At 33.8% G+C, this 18,431-nt stretch carries 15 protein-coding genes, 1 pseudogene and 1 riboswitch; of the genes and pseudogenes, 12 read left to right on the forward strand and 4 right to left on the reverse strand.

What is annotated here, in order from left to right; all coding sequences use genetic code 11:
* Nucleotides 1–102 precede the first annotated feature (102 nt).
* The 5 genes and pseudogenes from cstA to NSS71_RS06430 all read left to right on the forward strand — a co-directional run bounded on the left by cstA (nucleotide 103) and on the right by NSS71_RS06430 (nucleotide 7,862).
* Nucleotides 103–1,899 carry a carbon starvation protein CstA gene (cstA, locus tag NSS71_RS06410; RefSeq protein WP_061795909.1) on the forward strand — a complete coding sequence of 599 codons (1,797 nt, stop codon included), beginning with the start codon at nucleotides 103–105 and terminating at the stop codon, nucleotides 1,897–1,899.
* Nucleotides 1,900–2,533: 634 nt separating this feature from the next.
* Nucleotides 2,534–4,521, forward strand: a pseudogene (locus tag NSS71_RS06415) (PAS domain S-box protein); the annotation flags it as partial.
* A gap of 116 nt (nucleotides 4,522–4,637) precedes the next feature.
* A complete protein-coding gene (gene glsA / locus NSS71_RS06420; protein ID WP_328282891.1) occupies nucleotides 4,638–5,567 on the forward strand; it encodes a glutaminase A in 930 nt (309 codons plus the stop codon).
* Between the two features lie 116 nt (nucleotides 5,568–5,683).
* Entirely contained in the window at nucleotides 5,684–6,490 is an 807-nt protein-coding gene (speD, locus tag NSS71_RS06425; protein ID WP_095257275.1) for an adenosylmethionine decarboxylase, read from the forward strand.
* Nucleotides 6,491–6,692: 202 nt separating this feature from the next.
* Nucleotides 6,693–7,862, forward strand: coding sequence for a M20 family metallopeptidase (locus NSS71_RS06430; RefSeq protein ID WP_186325685.1), 1,170 nt, complete (start codon nucleotides 6,693–6,695; stop codon nucleotides 7,860–7,862).
* Nucleotides 7,863–8,407: 545 nt separating this feature from the next.
* Here NSS71_RS06430 and NSS71_RS06435 read toward each other — a convergent pair.
* Entirely contained in the window at nucleotides 8,408–8,752 is a 345-nt protein-coding gene (locus NSS71_RS06435) for a hypothetical protein (RefSeq protein ID WP_235844415.1), read from the reverse strand.
* A gap of 51 nt (nucleotides 8,753–8,803) precedes the next feature.
* Complete coding sequence (locus NSS71_RS06440; RefSeq protein WP_053215806.1) at nucleotides 8,804–9,121, reverse strand: hypothetical protein; 318 nt, start codon at nucleotides 9,119–9,121, stop codon at nucleotides 8,804–8,806.
* 533 nt (nucleotides 9,122–9,654) lie between these two features.
* Here NSS71_RS06440 and NSS71_RS06445 point away from each other — a divergent pair.
* Nucleotides 9,655–11,103 (forward strand): alpha-amylase, encoded by a 1,449-nt coding sequence (locus tag NSS71_RS06445; RefSeq protein WP_047944624.1) that lies wholly within the window; start codon nucleotides 9,655–9,657, stop codon nucleotides 11,101–11,103.
* A gap of 40 nt (nucleotides 11,104–11,143) precedes the next feature.
* Here NSS71_RS06445 and NSS71_RS06450 read toward each other — a convergent pair whose 3' ends face one another.
* The gene (locus NSS71_RS06450; protein WP_095257273.1) at nucleotides 11,144–11,785 is read right to left on the reverse strand and encodes a LysE family transporter; all 642 of its coding nucleotides are present in this window, start codon (nucleotides 11,783–11,785) and stop codon (nucleotides 11,144–11,146) included.
* Nucleotides 11,786–12,085: 300 nt separating this feature from the next.
* Here NSS71_RS06450 and map point away from each other — a divergent pair, with 300 nt between their 5' ends.
* From map to NSS71_RS06465, 3 genes are all read left to right on the forward strand, one after another.
* Nucleotides 12,086–12,829 (forward strand): type I methionyl aminopeptidase, encoded by a 744-nt coding sequence (gene map / locus NSS71_RS06455; RefSeq protein WP_095320109.1) that lies wholly within the window; start codon nucleotides 12,086–12,088, stop codon nucleotides 12,827–12,829.
* Between the two features lie 355 nt (nucleotides 12,830–13,184).
* A complete protein-coding gene (locus tag NSS71_RS06460) occupies nucleotides 13,185–13,604 on the forward strand; it encodes a hypothetical protein (protein ID WP_047944621.1) in 420 nt (139 codons plus the stop codon).
* Nucleotides 13,605–13,873: 269 nt separating this feature from the next.
* A riboswitch (Lysine riboswitch) is annotated at nucleotides 13,874–14,052 on the forward strand.
* A gap of 154 nt (nucleotides 14,053–14,206) precedes the next feature.
* Nucleotides 14,207–15,607: an amino acid permease gene (locus tag NSS71_RS06465; protein WP_047944620.1), complete on the forward strand. Its 1,401-nt coding sequence runs from the start codon at nucleotides 14,207–14,209 to the stop codon at nucleotides 15,605–15,607.
* A gap of 59 nt (nucleotides 15,608–15,666) precedes the next feature.
* Here NSS71_RS06465 and NSS71_RS06470 read toward each other — a convergent pair whose 3' ends face one another.
* Nucleotides 15,667–16,170 carry a hypothetical protein gene (locus NSS71_RS06470; protein WP_047944619.1) on the reverse strand — a complete coding sequence of 168 codons (504 nt, stop codon included), beginning with the start codon at nucleotides 16,168–16,170 and terminating at the stop codon, nucleotides 15,667–15,669.
* A gap of 202 nt (nucleotides 16,171–16,372) precedes the next feature.
* Here NSS71_RS06470 and NSS71_RS06475 point away from each other — a divergent pair, with 202 nt between their 5' ends.
* From NSS71_RS06475 to NSS71_RS06485, 3 genes are all read left to right on the forward strand, one after another.
* Nucleotides 16,373–16,705: a PadR family transcriptional regulator gene (locus NSS71_RS06475; protein WP_047944618.1), complete on the forward strand. Its 333-nt coding sequence runs from the start codon at nucleotides 16,373–16,375 to the stop codon at nucleotides 16,703–16,705.
* Complete coding sequence (locus NSS71_RS06480) at nucleotides 16,706–17,461, forward strand: DUF1129 family protein (protein ID WP_053215805.1); 756 nt, start codon at nucleotides 16,706–16,708, stop codon at nucleotides 17,459–17,461.
* A 120-nt stretch (nucleotides 17,462–17,581) separates the two neighbouring features.
* Nucleotides 17,582–17,998 carry a GNAT family N-acetyltransferase gene (locus NSS71_RS06485; protein WP_047944617.1) on the forward strand — a complete coding sequence of 139 codons (417 nt, stop codon included), beginning with the start codon at nucleotides 17,582–17,584 and terminating at the stop codon, nucleotides 17,996–17,998.
* Nucleotides 17,999–18,431 lie beyond the last annotated feature (433 nt).

Here is an 18,431-nt window from a genome sequence, read left to right on the forward strand (position 1 = left end):
TCATTTTTGCATTTCAGCTAATTTTCTTTGCATTTTACCATGAAAACGTTTTTTTATCCTTTACATTTTTTATAATAAAATCATTAAAGGAGGTAGATAAAAATGAATGCGGTTACAATCGTTATAGCATCTGCTTGTATTTTAATGATTGCTTATCGTTTATACGGAACTTTTATGGCAGTAAAAGTATTAAAGCTTAACGATAAAGAAAAAACACCAGCACATGAACTAAATGACGGAAAGGACTATGTACCAACCAATAAATGGGTTACCTTTGGACATCATTTCGCAGCAATAGCAGCAGCCGGTCCTCTTGTAGGACCTATTCTAGCTGCACAGTTCGGGTATTTGCCTGGATTGATTTGGCTATTAATTGGGGCTGTTATCGGAGGAGCTGTCCATGATGCAGTGGTATTATTTGCGAGTATGAGAAAAAAGGGCAAATCATTATCTGAAGTAGCAAAGGAAGAACTCGGCCCTGTTGCAGGTTTTTGTACAGGACTTGCTATGTTATTTATTATTACCATTACTATGGCTGGTTTATCGATGGTAGTTCTACATGCTTTAGAGAGAAATCCATGGGGAACATTTTCGGTAGGGATCACGATCCCGATTGCGATGGGAGTAGGCATATTTTATAAGAAAACAGGTAATCTCAAACTATGCACAACCATTGGATTTATTCTGTTAATGATAGGTGTGTTTGTGGGACCAATGATCCAAGATACCGTACTGGGAAATTGGTTAACACTTGATACAAAAACATTAGCTATTATTCTTCCTATTTATGCATTCTTTGCAGCTGCACTACCTGTATGGCTGTTATTGGCACCGCGAGATTATTTAAGTAGCTTTATGAAAATCGGTGTATTTATCGCCCTTATTATTGGTGTATTTATTATTAACCCCGCTATTGAATTTCCTGCATTTACGGAATTTGTAAATGGAGGGGGACCAGTTATCGCAGGACCAGTATGGCCGTTTATTTCCATTACGATTGCATGTGGTGCTATTTCCGGATTTCATGCCTTTGTCGGCTCTGGCACAACACCAAAGATGCTTGATAAGTGGAGTGATATTAAAGTCGTTGGTTTTGGTGCGATGCTTGTCGAATGTTTAGTAGGGATTATGGCCCTTATTGCTGCAACTGCTCTTCATCCAGGAGATTATTTCGCAATAAATTCCAGCCCAGAAGTATTTCGAACACTTGGTATGAGTGTTACAAACTTACCAGAACTAAGTCGTGAAATCGGCATTGATTTAGAAGGAAGAACGGGAGGAGCAGTTACCTTAGCTGTTGGAATGTCATATATTTTCACAGAAATTTCTTGGTTCTCCCATCTAGCATCTTATTTCTTCCAATTTGTGATTATGTTTGAAGCTGTCTTTATATTAACAGCCATTGATGCAGGGACGAGAACTGCACGCTATTTAATTCAAGATTTTCTTGGTGAGTTCTACAAACCATTAAAAAAAGTGGATTGGCTGCCTGGTTCTATTTTCGCAAGTGCATTAGCATGTTTAATGTGGGGATATCTCTTATTCTCAGGAGATATTAGCTCGGTATGGGCACTATTTGGTGTCTCTAATCAGCTCATGGCAACGATCGGGCTGATTGTTGGAGCAACCGTTATTTTAAAAATGGCTGATAAACGTAGATATATGCTGACTTGCCTCATACCGATGGCATATTTATTTGTAACAGTAAATTATGCTGGGGTGTGGATGGTTAAAAACGTTTATTTAAACCCAGAAGCGTCAGGTTATAATGTGCTTAATGCCGTACTATCAATTATCATGCTAATATTAGGGGTTATCATTATTATAGCTGCAACAAAAAAATGGTTTGACACCTGGAATACGCCCCGTGTTCATGTGGAATCAACGAATCTAAATTAAGATAGAATGGTTTAAACTAAGTTTTCCTGTCAAAGCTATACCCAAATAATCTACGAATCTTGCTGAGTTATTTCGTATGATTGTTTGGGTTTTTTATTCGTGTGAAAATTGAATTTCCATCTGACTTATATTTAAAAATGGAAGTGAATATTAAAAGATTTTGATTTGGTTTTACTCCCATGTCCATTTCCACATGCATATATCCTCACTATCTTCCTCCCATAAAGAGATTTCAAAAATAAAAATAATAAACGAATCCTAATAAGTGTATTCTAAGTAAACATATATTTAAAATTTTATTGTCAAGAGTTTAACTTTATGGAATTATGGATAATAAGGGAGAAGTATTTTTGTTCCATACATATTTGTTTTAATAAAAATTCTATTGACATAAATATGATCAATTAAAGTAAGGAGTTCTTCTATGGATTATAAACACAGTGAAACAAAATGGATGGTGGCCATTTGTTTTTTTGTATTTTTATCTGTGATTTTAAACATCTTTGCTGCATCGATAAATAAAGAGCTGTTTATTCTGCTGCAATTAATTATTACTAGTGGCTTATTATATGTTTTTTATCAATTAATAAAAAAGTTCACCTACATACTCGGCGAATTTGCTCAAAGCAATAAAAAATTACAATCTATTTTTGACACTTTGGATATTGCTATTTGGTTTCATGATTTAAAAACAAATAAATTAATGGTCACTGCAGGGATTGAAGCTATTTATGGTTATTCATCAGAGGCATTTTATAAAAATCATAATTTGTGGAAAGACGTTATCCATCCAGCTGATCAAGACGTGTTAGTGGAACGAGCGGAGCTTCTAACCCATCAAGATGTCGTTGTCAGCACTTATCGTATTATTAAACCAGATGGGAAGATTCGCTGGATAAAGGATAGAGGCATCGCTGTGTTTGACAAATCGACTAGGGAGATGACTGAGTTTACAAGCGTGTTAATTGATATAACAGATAGCAAAGAAAACGAAGATAAATTTAGTAAATTGGTCGATATATCACCAGACATTGTTGCAGTAACAGTTGATTACAAGTTTCATTATATAAATAAGGCTGGCATCAAAATGTTAGGAAAAGACTATAATTCCATACAGGGGCTTGCAGTAAAAGATTTACTTTCTGAAGCCACTTATCAAAATATCGTTCGACAATATAAAAAAAGCAAAAAATTAAATCAAAATGTAGTCGAGATGGAAGTTGAATTAACGAAAGACTTAGCGGAAAACGTATTCTTAGAAATCAATTGCATGCCAATTCTTTTTGGAGGACAAGAAGCTGTTTTGATTGTTGGAAGAGATATCACATCCCGGAAACAGGCGGAATTAAAAATTAAGGAATTAGCATTTATAGATACGCTGACAAAATTACCGAATCGAAACAGTTGTATGCATCATTTAAATGATCGACTCTATAACCAAGAAGTGGAAGCAATGTCCATATTATTTTTAGACTTAGATCAATTTAAACGGATAAATGATACGAAAGGACATGGACAGGAGATATCATTTTACAAGAAGTATCTACTACCCTTCAATCAGCTATCGACAAAAATGATTTTGTTGCCCGTCTCGGGGGAGATGAATTTTTAATCATATTAGAAAACAAAACAAAATTAGAAACAGCTGAGACTGCCCAAAAAATAATAAACCAATTTTCTTACCCTATTGTAGTGAAACAAGATGAATTCTTCGTTACACCAAGTATTGGCATCAGCATGTTTCCATCAGATGGAAAAGATCAAGAATCATTAATAAAAAATGCTGATACAGCCATGTATGTTGCCAAAGATCACGGGAAAAACAATTTTCAATTTTACTCCGCTTCCATTGCAGAAAAAGGCGCAAGAAAGATGGAATTGGAGATGGCACTACGCAAAGCTATTCTAAATAAAGAATTAGAATTATACTATCAGCCACAAATAAATATCCATACAGGCAGCATATTTGGTGTTGAAGCTCTCCTACGTTGGAAACACCCGGTATACGGCTATTTGTCTCCAGATGAATTTATACCAATTGCTGAAGAATCCAATTTAATATTAACGATTGGAGAATGGGTCATAACGGAGGCATTTGCGCAGAAAAAGAAATGGGAAAGAGAAGGAAAAAAAGATTTAAAACTTGCTATCAATATTTCTGCTCGACAATTTCAATACATTGATTTCATTTCTTTTCTACAAAAAGAAATAGTAAGATTAGAAATAGATCCAAAGAAAATCGAGTTAGAGATAACGGAAAGCATTATGCAAAATATTGAATTAGCCCAAATAGAATTAGCTAATATTAAAAAGCTTGGCTTTCAAATATCGATAGATGATTTCGGCAAAGGTTATTCTTCGTTAAGTTATTTGAAATCACTGCCTATTGATACCATTAAAATTGATAAAACGTTTATTGATGATATCAGTCATCCTATTCACAAAGGCTCTTTAGCTAAAGTCATTATCGATATGGGTCATAATATGAATTTCCTTGTCATTGCAGAGGGAGTAGAAACAAAAAAACAAATCGATTTTCTCATAAACCACCAATGTGATATCGTACAAGGATACTACTTTAGCAAACCATTGACTTCATCTGAATTAGAAAAATTCTATCTATAAATCAGAAACCTTTTTCATTTTTTGTTTCTAAGGATATACTAATCTTATTAAGAAATTCTTTTTTATATTTTATAAAAAGGGATGTAAAAATTTTTCGTAAAGTTGGTGAAAAAATGCCTTGTCAATCTAATGAGGAATTAGAAAGTATATTGTTAGAAGCAAAACAATATACACATAATGGGAAAGTTGCTGATTATATCCCAGCTCTCAGCAAAGCAAATCCTGATGATTTATCTGTAGCTATTTACCACCATGATGGTACTTGTTATTCAGCAGGCTGCATTCATGAGAAAATTACTTTACAAAGTATCTCAAAAGTCATTACTTTAGCATTAGCACTAATTGAATCAGGAGAAGAGTACGTTTTTAGTAAAGTTGGCTATGAGCCTACTGGCGATCCATTTAATTCTATTGTAAAACTAGAAATGAGTAACCCGTCGAAGCCGTTAAATCCTATGATAAATGCAGGTGCCCTTGCAGTTACCCATATGATAAAGGGGAACTCCGTGGATGAACGCTTCCAGAAGATTATTGAATTTGTTAAGCTCTTATCAGGAAATAGTGATATTGGTTATTCAGCGGAGGTAGCTGAATCAGAGTTTGAAACATCTCATTTGAATAGAGCACTTTGTTTCTTTATGAAACAACATGGCATCATTAATGAAGATGTGGAGGAATTATTAGATTTATATACAAAGCAATGCTCTATCGAAGTAAATTGTTTAGATTTAGCGCGAATCGGAATCGTATTTGCTTTAGATGGAAAAGAACCTGTCACAAACAAACAGTTAATGCCAGCACATGTAGCTCGCATTTCCAAAACATTTATGGTTACATGCGGAATGTATAATGCTTCTGGAGAATTTGCTGTTCGAGTCGGAATCCCTGCAAAAAGTGGTGTCTCCGGTGGAATATTAGGGGCCGTTCCTTCCCGTTTTGGAATTGGTATTTCTGGTCCTGCGCTTGACGACAAAGGCAATAGTGTTGCAGGATTAAAACTATTAGAAATCCTTGCAAAAAAATATGATTTAAGCATGTTTTAATAATAAAACTTATCACTAATTCTTCTATGGAAATAGGAAGGATTAGTGATTTTTTGGTTATTCCCCAATCTGTTCGGGTAACATAATTGTACCAATTGTTTAAAAGGGGGATAAACATGAGTTTAACACCTCAACAGCGTATAGAATTACATGGTTTTAACAATTTAACAAAGTCATTGAGCTTCAATATGTATGATATCTGTTATACTCGAACAAAAAGGGAACGAGAGGCTTATCTTCAATATATCGATGAGCAGTACAACGCTGAGCGTCTGACGAAAATCTTGAAAAATGTTTCCGATATTATTGGCGCACACGTTCTAAATATTGCAAAGCAAGACTATGAACCACAAGGAGCAAGCGTAACACTGCTCGTATCTGAGGGCCCAGTTGCTGAAGCTTCAAAAGAAGTATTTGAGGAATCTCCTGGACCACTTCCAGGCTCAGTGGTAATGCATCTCGACAAAAGTCATATAACGGTACATACATATCCTGAATATCATCCAGATGAAGGAATCAGTACCTTTCGTGCTGATATTGATGTTTCAACGTGCGGGGAAATTTCGCCATTAAAAGCTTTAAACTATTTAATCCACTCTTTTGACACAGACATTATGATAATGGACTATCGTGTAAGAGGATTTACCCGAGATATACATGGTCATAAACTATTTATCGATCATGATATCAATTCCATTCAAAACTATATTCCCGAAGAGACAAAATCACAATTTGATATGATTGATGCCAATATCTATCAAGAAAATATATTTCATACAAAATGCAAGTTAAAACAATTCCATTTAAATAATTATTTATTTGGCTGCAAAGAAGAAGAATTATCTGAAGAAGATCGGATATTGATAACAGCAAAACTCACACAGGAAATGAATGAAATTTTTTATGGGAAAAATATAAAGTGATTTATTACAAAACTGGCGACGTCTTTTAAATAAAAGCGAAGCCAGTTTTTTCATTAAGTTATCAAACATCATATTTAGGAAAAACATGGTAGATTCCATTGCATAATTATACTTTATATATTATTTTTAAACATGTTTTTCTAGCTTTTTTTTTTAAAATTGGTAAACTATTATTGTAGAAAGATAGAAAGGTGCGAAAATGATGAAACAAATCATCCTAGATACAATTAATGAAAACGAAGCAAAATTTAAAGATATTAGTATTTATATTGGAGAAAATCCTGAGTTAGGCCATGAAGAATTTAAAGCATGTGAAATTTTAACTGACACCTTAAAACAGCATGATTTTAACGTAGAAATAGGAATCTGTGATTTACCTACTGCCTTTAAAGCAACCTTTGACAGCGGCAAAGCTGGTCCAGTTATCGGCTTTATGGCAGAATATGATGCACTTCCTGAACTTGGACATGCATGTGGACATAATTTGATCGGTACTATGGGAATTGCTGCCGGAATTGGTCTTAGTAAAGTTTTAAGCGAAACAGGAGGAAAAGTGATTGTTTACGGCACGCCTGCTGAGGAAACGAAAGGCGGCAAAGTAACAATGGCAGAGGCAGGAATTTTTGAAGAGCTAGATGTAGCGATGATGGTGCATCCATTAGATAGCTATATGAAGAGCGGCGATTCTCTTGCAATGGACGCTATCCAATTTGAATTCTTTGGCAAAGCTGCTCATGCAGCAGCAAGCCCACATTTAGGCATCAATGCACTAGATGCTGTATTACAGACCTTTAATAGTATCAATGCTCTAAGACAGCATATAAAGTCAGATGCTCGTATTCATGGTGTAATCACAGAAGGTGGAAAAGCGGCAAATATCGTCCCTGACTATGCTGTTGCACAGTTTTATGTCCGAGCAGGAAAAAGAGAAGAAGTAAATAAATTAGTAGAAAAAGTGATACAATGTGCAGAGGGAGCTGCCCTGCAAACAGGTGCTACAGTTAAAGCTAGTTTCTATGAATTCTCCTATGATGATATGATTACCAACCAAACTTTATCTGATTTATTTACAAAACAACTTGTTGATTTAGGCGTAGAACCATCTGAAATACAGGAGCAGCGGGATGGTTCAGGATCCCTTGATATGGGCAATGTAAGCCAGGTGGTACCATCTATTCATCCCTATGTAAAAATCTGTAATGAGGCATACGCTTGTCATACTCATGAATTTAGAGAAGCTGCTATGTCTGATCAAGGTAGAGATGCCATGATTTTAGGTGCAAAGTCAATGGCCCTTACAGGTTTAGAAATTCTTACGAATAAAGAATTACTTGCAGAAATAAAAGCGGAATTTATAAAAACCAAAAACTAATACTTTTCCCCTTACATTCAAATGGTAACTCAATTTGAATGTAAGGATTTTTTATTAAATTAAGGAATTTTATGACATTATCTTTCTTTCGATATAAAAGAAAAAGATTCCTTTATGAAAAACAGGGAAGGGAGGAACGGGTTATGAAAACTTAGTATCGAGTATAAATTAATTTGTCATCTTTTCTAAACTAGATTTTAATAGGAGCCTTCTTCCATTGGTTTTCCATAAAATGCTTTTCCTCTATCTCCTTGTATAGTAAACAGTACTTCGAAATGTTGACCTTGCCCAATGAAATATTTATCGTTTAATCCCTATTAAAAATTCCATAATAAGGCGATTTTTTAACATATTACCATCAATCATCTTTTGTTCTTTTATTGTGTGACTCCACGTATAAGTCTATTGTAATAATATTCCCAGTGAAAAAGAGAAGACTACTCCATAATAAAGAAAGTGCAGTTCATTTAGTAAGACCTTAACTAAAAAGCGATAAAACTATTTAAAAGTTATGTAGGATAGAGCAGCCAAGTAAACTCACCGCTCTATAATCTTTTTAAATTATATAGTTTTGCATTAGCCACATCGTTTACACTATTACCATAAAAATTTCCCATTTTTTCTTTCGTTAATTTTTCTAGTGTTTTTACAGCCTTTTGAAATTCTATATCTGTCATTTGCCCAGTAGCAAGAAGGGAGCATAAAATAGCAAAGCCTATTGCTGTCGTATCAATATTTACTTCAACTGCCAAATCAACATCTGAATTTCCACTACTTTTTATAGTGTTAAACGATTCATTATCATTGTTAATTCTATTAAAAGTTTTAGAAAAACCCCAGGACCTTAATCTTTCTTCATTTCGAATAGAATTGTTGTTTTTTTTAACCATATTATCATCCTTTAAATAGTGGGGTACTTATGTACCCCACTTCACTATTACTTAATCAAAATCGATATCTGTGTTTTGGTCTTGATCATTATCTTGATCAGTTTCTTGATCTGCTCTAACACGTGCGTTGCTTCTGCTATTCAAACGGATATCTACACGTGAGTTCCCAGAGTTTGTAACACGAGCAGTATTGGTATTCTTATTTCTAACTTCTGCTTCAGCATCTGAATCTGCATCCGCACGTACATCATTATCTAAGTCAAAATCGTTATCAACATTCACCTCTGTTCTGCCATTATTTCTTCTATTTTTAGAAGAACCCTTAAAGTAACTTTGGTTACCAGCGCTGTCATAATCTCTTCTTGACATTCTATTCACTCCTTTCCTTTTCTTAATTTCAACTTATTCATAATAAGATAAGAAAGCATAGACAATTTCTCTACTGTTATCGCCTTTTTTTTGAGAATTGGTCTTGAATATAAGTAGATAAAGAATAATCAGCATGAAAATAACTATACAATTGTTTTAAATTTGTTGAATTAGTAATACATCCATCATAGAGAACCCAGGGTCTAGGTAAAATGCTAATGACAAAAAAAGATGAAACGTTGAAAATAAGACTAAAATAATAACAACTCAAATCAAAAATAATTCCGCATATTCACTATATGAGTCTTTATATTGGAAGTACTTTTTTTATATTTAATAATTCTATAGTAATTAAATTTTAGTAAAAATAAAGAATAGAAAATATTTACTTTTTTTATAATATTCTTTTTATACTCTTTTTCAACTATGCTTGAAAAATAATATTTTTGGGTAGTATTACTTCATATGAAAGCTTCTCAATAATTTTCATTGTGAGAAAAGCTACAAATTTTATGGAGTAGGAGAAATGATAGATGGAAAATCAGACATTGATGCAATTTTTCGAATGGCATTTAGACGCAGATGGTCAACATTGGAACCGATTAAAAGAAAAAGCAGGAGAATTAAAGGAAGCTGGTATTGATTCCATTTGGATTCCACCTGTGACGAAAGCTGCCTCCAATGAAGACAATGGATATGGCGTTTACGATGTATATGATTTAGGAGAATTTGATCAAAAGGGCAGTATTCGTACAAAATATGGAACGAAAAAAGAATTACTGGAAGCTATTGAGGCATGTCATAATGTCGGAATCCAAGTCTATGTGGATGTGGTAATGAATCATAAAGCAGCAGCTGATGAGAAAGAAACATTTAAAGCAATTGAAGTGAATCCGGAAAATAGAGAAGAAGAGATATCAGAACCACATGATATCGAAGCATGGACAAAATTCACTTTTCCAGGAAGAGGAGATACTTATTCATCCTTTAAGTGGAACTTCCAGCATTTCAACGGAACCGATTATGATAATAAAACAAAAAAAGAAGGGGTATTCCGCATTGTAGGCGATAATAAAATGTGGAATTCAAACGTCGATGATGAATTTGGAAATTATGACTATTTAATGTTTGCAAACATTGACTATAATAATGAGCTTGTCCAAAATGAAATGATTTCATGGGGAAAATGGCTTTACCAAACACTAAATTGTGATGGCTATCGATTAGATGCCATAAAACATATAAACCACGATTTTATAAAAAAATTCGCCACTTCCTTGCTGAAAGAAAAAGACGATTTTTATTTCGTAGGTGAATTTTGGAAAGCTGATCTGCAAGAATGTCAGGAATTTTTAGAGCAAATGGATTACAAAATCGATTTATTTGATGTCCCGCTACACTATAAATTGCACACTGCTTCTATGGAAGGAAGTAACTTTGATTTATCAACGATTTTCGAGGGAACGTTAGTAAAAGAAAATCCTCTTAATTGTGTAACATTTGTTGATAATCATGATACACAGCCAAATGAATCTTTAGAATCATGGGTAGAAGATTGGTTCAAACAAATTGCCTATAGCCTTATTTTACTTCGAAAAGACGGCTATCCAACTATATTTTACGGAGATTATTTTGGAATTGGCGGGGATGCGCCAATAGAAGGAAAAAAGGCAGCCATTGATCCCTTATTATATGTTCGCAAGAAAAAAGCTTACGGCAAACAGGATGACTATTTTGATAATCCAAATATAATTGGCTGGGTTCGCCATGGAGAAGCTGAAATAGAAAAATCCGGTTGTGCTGTTGTCATATCCAATAAGGATGATGGATTCAAGAAAATGTTTGTTGGTGAATCACGAAGGGGAGAAGAATGGATTGACTTTACGAACACAAGAAAAGATCACGTGACAATAGATGAAGATGGATACGGTGAATTTCCTGTTGATGCGAAGAGTGTTTCCGTATGGGGATTAGCTGATTAAAAAGATAGGGCATGTTGTTTTACGCAGCATGCCCCATCTTTTATGAGGAAAAGAATAATTTCATCATTCCTTGATAACCAAAGTACACGCCAAATATAACTAAGGAAGCACCAGAAATAATGGAAATGCCTCTTAAAGTTCCAATTGTAAGAAAACGTCTAAAGCTATTAGTTAAAGCAGCTACAATCAAGTCCCATAAAGTAAGACCAAGAAAAATCATACTGCTGTAGATCAATAAAGAACTAGTCCCATTTTCTTGGGCCGTTTTTGCTAATATCGAGCCATATATACCTAGCCAAAATAAAATAGATAACGGACTAGTTATAGACATGATAAATCCTGTTAAAAAACATTTAAACAAAGAATCTTTTCCTCGAAGGGAATCCAATTTAAGATGTTGGGCACCTACAATACTTTCCATCCCCGTATAAATCAAAACAAAGCCCCCAAATAGCCAGAGAAATATTTGAATGATATCTATTTCAAGAAAATGAACCATTCCTATGTACACCATTATCATAAAAACACCATCTGCAAGCATGGATCCAAAACCAACTATCCAAGCATGCCAAAAACCATTTTTTATTCCTTTGTCAATTCTCGCGGAATTTACTGGACCAATCGGAGCAGCTAATGTAAATCCTAGCAAGATATAGCTAAGTAAGATGGTGACACTGAACATTCGTCTCTCCCACATCCTTTCTTGTACATGCTATGTAAAAGAAAGCGATGATATGTAATTTTAATTAGAAAAATGAAAACTTATTTATAACGAATGAATCACTTCACTATATTAGTAAATACATCCAATAAATAACTAAATATAGATAATCGAGACCGTAAAAAAAAGAATAAACCATCTCGCTGTTCTTCTTTTTTATTTAGCGTTAATAATGGAATTTCTTTTACTTAGTACTTTATTTAGCATATAATAGTATACGCGAAAAAGATTCGAGAACTGATATAAACAAGGAGAATATACATGATAGTAAAAAGTGAACAAGACATTAACGGTTTAAAAGAAATCGGGAAAATCGTAAGCATTATCAGAGAGGAATTAATTAAAAATACAGTACCAGGAGTGACTACAAAAGAATTAGATAATCTAGCTGGAAAGTTATTTGCCGAACATGGTGCGGTTTCTGCTCCCCAAGATATGTATGATTTTCCAGGGTATACTTGTATATCTGTAAATGATGAGGTTGCACATGGAATCCCAGGAGATCGTGTCATTCAAGAAGGTGATTTAGTTAATATTGACGTTTCCGCAAGCAAAAATGGCTATTTTGCTGATACTGGAAAATCCATTGTAGTAGGAAATGGCGATCCTAAGCTTATTAAACTCTGTGAAGTAGCGCAAGAAGCTTTTGAAGAAGGACTTAAATGCTTCAAACCAGGTGCGAAGAAGAATCGAATTGGAAAATTCGTATACAACACAGCAAAAAAGAACGGATTTACGGTAATTAAAAACCTGACAGGACACGGTATTGGAACATCTCTTCACGAGAAACCAGATCATATTCTAAATTATTTTGATTCTTGGGACACAGAATTGCTTCGTGATGGAATGGTTATTGCCTTTGAACCTTTTATATCTACCGGTTCGGAGGAAGTATATGAAGAAAATGACGGCTGGACATTCTCTACCAAAGAAAAAAGCTATGTTGCCCAGTACGAGCACACTGTAATAATTACAAAAGATAAACCAATTATTACAACTTTATAAATAGAAAGAAGCAAGCACTGTTTCAAAATAGAGCATCCGACCATAGACAAACACCTTTAAATTCAAGGTCTTTGCCTGTGGTCTTTTATATTCCTTTTTACTACAACTGTTTACTAAGATAAGAATAAGTATGAATTATTTGTTACGGGGAAGAAGCTGAAAAAGTGCAATTGGAGTTTTTAACATATTCCTTATTATATGTTCAGTTATGAAAAAATTGGTGATACAATGTATTTATATGCTTACGCATACAAATATTGTAAATTAAAAGTTCGAACTAGGGAAAAGCACCGCTCCGTGAAATTCTGATTGGAGTGTTCTTGTATTACTTATTAAATGAAAAGGAGAGTATTTTTTGAAAAAGAAGAAGTTTCTAATCACCTGCTCAGTCTTCCTTATTGTTATTTTTTCCAGTGTTTATGTATATGCTTCGACTCTTTCCATTTCTGGTAAGTCAGACAATGGCATGTGGAAGTATACTTATAAGAAAAATATAGACCCAAGTGAGCCAACAGGCTGGCAGGGTAAATTAAAACAATTAGATAAACAAAAAGTGGAAGTAAAAGAATTAACATTTACGGATAACGATGAGATATTAGCACAAACTGATTCCTTTGTGGAAGGAACAGATATAGATGGGTCAGTCACTACTCTGCATCCTTTTGCTACAGAATTTTATTTAGGGAATAGTCCGGAAAGAGGGCATATTTATAAAATGACTGTAAAATGGCAGAAAGAGGGAGAGACATATGAAGATACTTTCACGATTCATTAAACACTTGAACGATGTAATAGATTAATTTTAATTATAGATTTCATCGTAAACTCCACATTTCTAAACAAACAAGCTCTGTTTTCAAGCAGAGCTTGTTTGTTTAGAAAAATTTAAAATTGACAATGTTTTTTAGAGAGCTCTTAAAACGATGAAAGAACCATAATTGCGAATTTAGCGACATTTCCTTCTATTTATATATCCATTGACATTGATGGTCATATCTCGTAACCTAGTACATGTAATTTCATAATAAAATCCTTATCAGCTCGAGATGAGGTAGAGGTCGCGATTTTTATTAGTAAAAAGAGGGAAAGCCAGAGAGCTTATTGATTGCTTTTGAAAGGAAATATCGCCGAAGCACTATTATTCTCTGATAATAGTAGCTGGGTCTGCATACGAATAGGTGCAGAACTGTCATAGGATCTTACTATGATGAACTATCCTGTTATCTGATGGTGTTTTCGAATTTCACACCATTTAAAGGTGTGTTTTTTTTATGCCTTGGAAATAATAAAAATACAATTTATTGTATACAGATATAAGGCTTCAAGTAAATCTCCTATGTCCTAGCATGAGCAAAATACATCATAAAGGAGACAAATATGAACACAAAAGGAAAATTAGGACTGGGGATCTTAATATCCTTAGTCGTTGGAAATATGGTTGGCTCAGGAATATTTATGCTGCCACGCTCATTAGCGGAAGTTGCAAGTCCAGCTGGCGTTATTCTTGCATGGTTATTAACCGGATTTGGTGTGTTAGTCACAGCCTTAGTATTTGGAAATTTAGCCATACGCAAACCAAAATTAACAGGTGGACCACAAATTTATGCGAAAGAGTTATTTAAACGAGGATCCAAAAAATCTACTTTATCTGGTTTTATGTCAACATGGGGATATTGGATTGGAAATTTAGCTGGTAATGTTGCCATTATTACTACTTTTGCTGGCTATTTATCCACTTTTTTCCCTATTCTAACAAGTGAAGCAGCATTATTCCATGTTGGCTCTTTTACCCTTTACGTGGGAAATGCGTTAACCTTCCTTGTTTGTACCATTTTATTATGGGGAACCCATTGGATCATTTTAAACGGGCTAGAAAATGCCGGGAAATTAAATATACTTGCTACATCTGCAAAAGTAATCGGTTTTATGCTATTTATTATTATTGCTTTATTTGCATTTGAAACAAGCAATATCCTTCCTTTTGCTGAACCGAAAGTTAATGCAGCAGGTCATTCGGTTGATCTATTCGGACAAATCAACAGTGCAGCTATAACAACATTATGGGCATTTATCGGGGTAGAGTCTGCCGTCGTTTTTGCCTCACGTGCAAAAAAACAGTCAGATGTTAAAAAAGCAACCATTATTGGACTATTAATTGCATTAGCAATCTATATTGGAATTAGTACACTTGTTATGGGAATCCTTTCTCAAAATGAATTAATCGCTTCGCAAAAGCCTTTAATCGATGCAATCGAAGCTGTTCTAGGACCAATTGCCGGTAAAATACTAGCAGCTATCGGATTAATCAGCTTATTTGGCTCTACAATCGGATGGATTATGTTAAGTGCAGAAGTACCTTATGCTGCTGCTAAACAAGGAATTTTTATTCCTGCTTTCTTAAAGGAAAATAAAAAAGGTATTCCAACCTTTTCTTTAGTCGTGACCAATATTTTAGGTCAATTGTTTATTTTCTCCACCGTATCAAGAAGTATTTCGCAGGCATTTGACTTTATCATTTATATTGCCACATTAAGCTATCTTGTTCCTTATTTAATTTCGTCAATCTTCCAATTAAAATTAGTTATTTCAGGAGAAACGTATACTTCCATGAAATCGAGAAGAGTAGACTTTGCTATTGGAATCATTGCAACCATTTATTCTATATGGGTAATTATTGCGGGAACTGCAGATATTAAAACATTTAGCTTCGGAGTACTTTTACTATTAAGCGGAATTCTTTTCTATAACCAATTGAATAAAGGGTCTAAACCAGAATAATACACATATCCGAGCGGCAAAAACCTTGTTTTTACCGCTCAGTTTCTTTTTGTAAAGGATTAAAGTGATTCACTCACTGTACTATCATCCCATTCCACTTCATGCTCTTTCGCAAGTTTATCTAGTTCATTCATATATTGTCGAATTAGTTTACGAGCTTCCTCCAGCATAGCATTTGCCTCTTCTACAAGTGTGATATCCTGTGTTTCTAGCGCTGTAAGTATTTTCACAAATGCATTGTATTGTGTGTCAGCGCCTTCGATATATATTTCATGAATTTCTCTTAATTCCTCTGTTTCCACTTGTACTGAATTCAACTCTTTAATAAATTCATTATAATTGGGAATAACGGTCGTTTGGATTGTATCATACATAGTCCAATCATCCGTATAATTAATACCTGAAACTGAATCGTATGCAGAAACAGCCTTTACCTCTAATTCAAATGCTGTTTTCATATCCTCATTTACATATTCAAGTAAATCCTCTCGAACTGGATCGGCTGAACAAGCAGTAATTAAAAACAGAAAGGGTAAAAACAAGATTTTAATAACTTTTTTCACTACTCCACCTCCTTCTCCTTACTGTATGAACGAGTGGAAGTCCACTATGAAAGCTAATTGGAAAAAGATGAGCCTAATTTTTAAAACTATCTTGCAATGCAAAATACTATATGGTAAGATATGTTTAAAGATAGAATCTTGCTATACAATATAGCCGCTATCTTGTTAAACAATATAGCCTGAATAGAAAGGATATATGTCCATGTCAAAAAGTCAGATGTTAAAGGGAGTTTTGGAAGGATGTTTACTTGCGATTATTTCAAAAGGAGAGATTTATGGCTATGAAATGATTGAAAAATTAGAAGCTTATGGATTTACCATGATTAGTGAAGGAAGTATTTATCCTGTACTTTTACGTATGAAAAAGGAAGAGCTTGTTACAGTAGAAACAAAAGCATCTCCATCTGGTCCAAAGCGCAAATATTATTCCCTTTCGGATAAAGGAGCTAAAGTCTTAGATGAATTTGCTGACACGTGGACAGAACTGGCAACAAGTGTACATTGGTTATTAAAAGATATAAGGGAGGAGAAGTAAGTGAAATTATCGAAAGAAGCAGAAACTTTTGTGGAAAATTTACATCTATATTTATTAACAACGGGAAAAAAAGAAAAGGAAATAAAAGAGATTGTCGAAGAATTGACCGATCATTTACAAGAAGCAGAAGCAAATGGAAAGAATATATCGGAAATAACAGGAAATTCCCCGAAAGCATATATGGAAAGTTTAGCAAATGAAATGCAGACGGATTTAATCGAATGGGGGCAACTATTACCACATGTATTTATTAGCTTAATTGCCTATACCTTAATCGGGAAAATTATCTTAGGGGAAAATCAATTATCTTTATTAGTTGGATTAGGTTCTCTATTTATAAGTGTTTTCATGCTTGGGATGTACGTTGTCATATTTCGTTACATTTCATCAAGAAATAGCTCAAATAAAAAAGCATTTGCCTTAATATTTCCCTTACAATTATTGATTATAGGAATGTTTTTTGTGTTAATGTTCTACGGGAATAATTATGGTCCAGTATACATGATTGATACGGTAACTAAACAACTCCTTTTCTTAATTGTTCCTTTTGTTTATTTATGCTGGTTTGCTTGGTGGAGTAAATCATGGGTTGTCTTTTTCCCTGTTATTCTCTATCTTCCAAACCTTCTAGTAAAACCTTTGCCTATGTCAGAAGAGATGAAGACTTTAACATCGTCCATTATTTTCTTTGTTTTCATGTTTGGGTATTTTATCTTGGTAATTTGGCAAGGAAAAAAAGCAAAAAAAAATACTTAATAACCTCTTAAAGCATATCAGAAAAAGATATGCTTTTTTTATAAAAAACAATTGAATATTAATTCATAATAATGTATAAATATAATTATGAAGATTCGGCGATTAAAGGGGAAAAGAACCATGAAATATTTTATAACAGAAGAGCTGCCATCATTCACAAAGTTTGCTCAATTACATGAGGACAGCGGTTTATTAAATAACAAAAAAGGAAACTATACCAGGGAGCAGTTGTATGAAGCAGCAAAAAACAGCTGGTATTCTGTTTCTATTTATAATGATAATGAAAAACTTATCGCCTTTGGTCGTATGATATCAGATGGAGTATATCAAGCATTAATTTGTGATGTAATGGTTGATCCTAATGAGCAGGGCAAAGGATTGGGGAAGCAAATAATCGAAAAGCTTGTATCTAAATGCCAACAATCAGGTATTCAATCCATTCAATTATTTTCGGCTAAAGGAAAACATCCCTTTTATAAAAAATTAGGATTCATAGAAAGAGAACAAGACGCTCCTGGCATGTCTCTCCATCTTTAAAAACCGCATTTTGGATGTGGTTTTTTATTTTTTCTTGTGCATATCCAACCTTATTCTGGTAACACTATTTACGTACATAAGGTGGAGGCATGTAAAGAAGAAGTACAATCACTTTTTTCTAGAAAAAGTCTGACCCAATAGATAAAGTCATCCGCTCGATTAAAACCAGCAAACCGAAGAACTCTTATCAATATTGATCTAATTTCCTTTCCTTGTTACTTACAACAAGTTACATAGTTTAAAAAAATTTCTTCCATTTGATATCTTTAAAAATATGTTTTCATTCCTATACCAGAATTTGCATGTATATAAATAGGTTAACCAAGAAATTAATGGGTAAAAGTAAATAGACAAAAGCATGTAATACACTTAATATTTCATGCTTTTGTTCGTATCATGTAAGTTTTTTGGGAAGGATAGTAAAAAAATAATA

Source organism: Niallia sp. FSL W8-0951 (assembly GCF_038006525.1).
Lineage (GTDB): Bacteria > Bacillota > Bacilli > Bacillales > Cytobacillaceae > Niallia > Niallia circulans.

What these genes read in the sequence shown, in the direction of transcription:
- NSS71_RS06440 (WP_053215806.1), bottom strand. Translation starts at nt 9,121, where the DNA reads ATGTCAAGAAGAGATTATGACAGCGCTGGTAACCAAAGTTACTTTAAG.
- map (WP_095320109.1), top strand. Translation starts at nt 12,086, where the DNA reads ATGATAGTAAAAAGTGAACAAGACATTAACGGTTTAAAAGAAATCGGG.
- NSS71_RS06475 (WP_047944618.1), top strand. Translation starts at nt 16,373, where the DNA reads ATGTCAAAAAGTCAGATGTTAAAGGGAGTTTTGGAAGGATGTTTACTT.
- NSS71_RS06430 (WP_186325685.1), top strand. Translation starts at nt 6,693, where the DNA reads ATGAAACAAATCATCCTAGATACAATTAATGAAAACGAAGCAAAATTT.
- NSS71_RS06450 (WP_095257273.1), bottom strand. Translation starts at nt 11,785, where the DNA reads ATGTTCAGTGTCACCATCTTACTTAGCTATATCTTGCTAGGATTTACA.
- NSS71_RS06485 (WP_047944617.1), top strand. Translation starts at nt 17,582, where the DNA reads ATGAAATATTTTATAACAGAAGAGCTGCCATCATTCACAAAGTTTGCT.
- cstA (WP_061795909.1), top strand. Translation starts at nt 103, where the DNA reads ATGAATGCGGTTACAATCGTTATAGCATCTGCTTGTATTTTAATGATT.
- speD (WP_095257275.1), top strand. Translation starts at nt 5,684, where the DNA reads ATGAGTTTAACACCTCAACAGCGTATAGAATTACATGGTTTTAACAAT.
- NSS71_RS06445 (WP_047944624.1), top strand. Translation starts at nt 9,655, where the DNA reads ATGGAAAATCAGACATTGATGCAATTTTTCGAATGGCATTTAGACGCA.
- NSS71_RS06465 (WP_047944620.1), top strand. Translation starts at nt 14,207, where the DNA reads ATGAACACAAAAGGAAAATTAGGACTGGGGATCTTAATATCCTTAGTC.
- glsA (WP_328282891.1), top strand. Translation starts at nt 4,638, where the DNA reads ATGCCTTGTCAATCTAATGAGGAATTAGAAAGTATATTGTTAGAAGCA.
- NSS71_RS06435 (WP_235844415.1), bottom strand. Translation starts at nt 8,752, where the DNA reads ATGGTTAAAAAAAACAACAATTCTATTCGAAATGAAGAAAGATTAAGG.